The organism is Psychroserpens sp. BH13MA-6 (assembly GCF_052983595.1).
This window is the reverse complement of record NZ_JBRJGE010000045.1, coordinates 1-793: the sequence shown is the minus strand read 5'-3', so window position 1 is coordinate 793 and position 793 is coordinate 1. Positions and strand designations below refer to the sequence as shown.

At 29.5% G+C, this 793-nt stretch carries 2 protein-coding genes; both read left to right on the top strand.

The window, feature by feature from the left end; genetic code table 11:
* Positions 1-371, top strand: a 371-nt coding sequence (locus ACU8DI_RS15395) for a hypothetical protein (RefSeq protein WP_447113682.1), incomplete at its 5' end; no start/stop codon positions are given.
* Positions 372-373: 2 nt separating this feature from the next.
* On the top strand, positions 374-661 hold the full coding sequence (locus ACU8DI_RS15390; protein ID WP_447113681.1) for a hypothetical protein: 288 nt from the start codon (positions 374-376) through the stop codon (positions 659-661).
* Positions 662-793: the final 132 nt, after the last annotated feature.

Here is a 793-nt window from a genome sequence, read left to right as displayed (position 1 = left end):
CATACACAATTACGTTGTGTGTAATTATCATGAACAAAGATTTTTACTTTTTTAAAACAATTCTGCCAAAAACAAGAATTGCAGATTATTGTTTAGGATGTCTAGACAGTTCAGTTTTTATTGATTTCAATCGGACAGAAGACAATTGTATTTCTATAATAAGAATTTCTTTTGATGGATATGGTTGTTGTGAACTTGATAATTCAGCTCAGAGTTTAAATAAATCTGACTCAGTTGAATTCATTGAACAAATTGAAAGTGAGAAATTAAATCAAGAAATAATTACAAGGTTAATTAAAAAAATTGTCAGCAAAAATAAAAATCAAATATGGACAGAAGCGATTAAAGAATATGGATTGCTCAAAGACTAATTATGAATAAGCATCAGTTAAGCGAATTAGAACAAAGAATTAATGAAGTCCTTTATTATTTATGGGACCCAATTGGTGTTTCTGATATTCCAAGTGCAAGAGGAGAATATAGTTCTTATGTGAAAACTTTATTGAAATTTACTCTAGAAGAAGATATTTATAAAATTTCCAACCAACTTGGCAAAATTGAGACAACATCTATGGGTTTATTACTCAATAAAGCTAAAAATAATGAAGTTGCCGAAAGATTGATTGAATTTAAAATCGCGATTGAAGAAGGACTGAGATAACTACACACAACAATGTGTATAATTAATTGCTCAGTTCGTTAAGACAAGGAAAAATTCTCACATAATTCACTATCTTTAAAACTCGGAAAGAATTGCTGGTTCAACCTTGCGCTTTCTCTCCCGCGGAATTTT

Coding starts and splice junctions, on each gene's coding strand:
- ACU8DI_RS15390 (WP_447113681.1), top strand. CDS start 374: ATGAATAAGCATCAGTTAAGCGAATTAGAACAAAGAATTAATGAAGTC.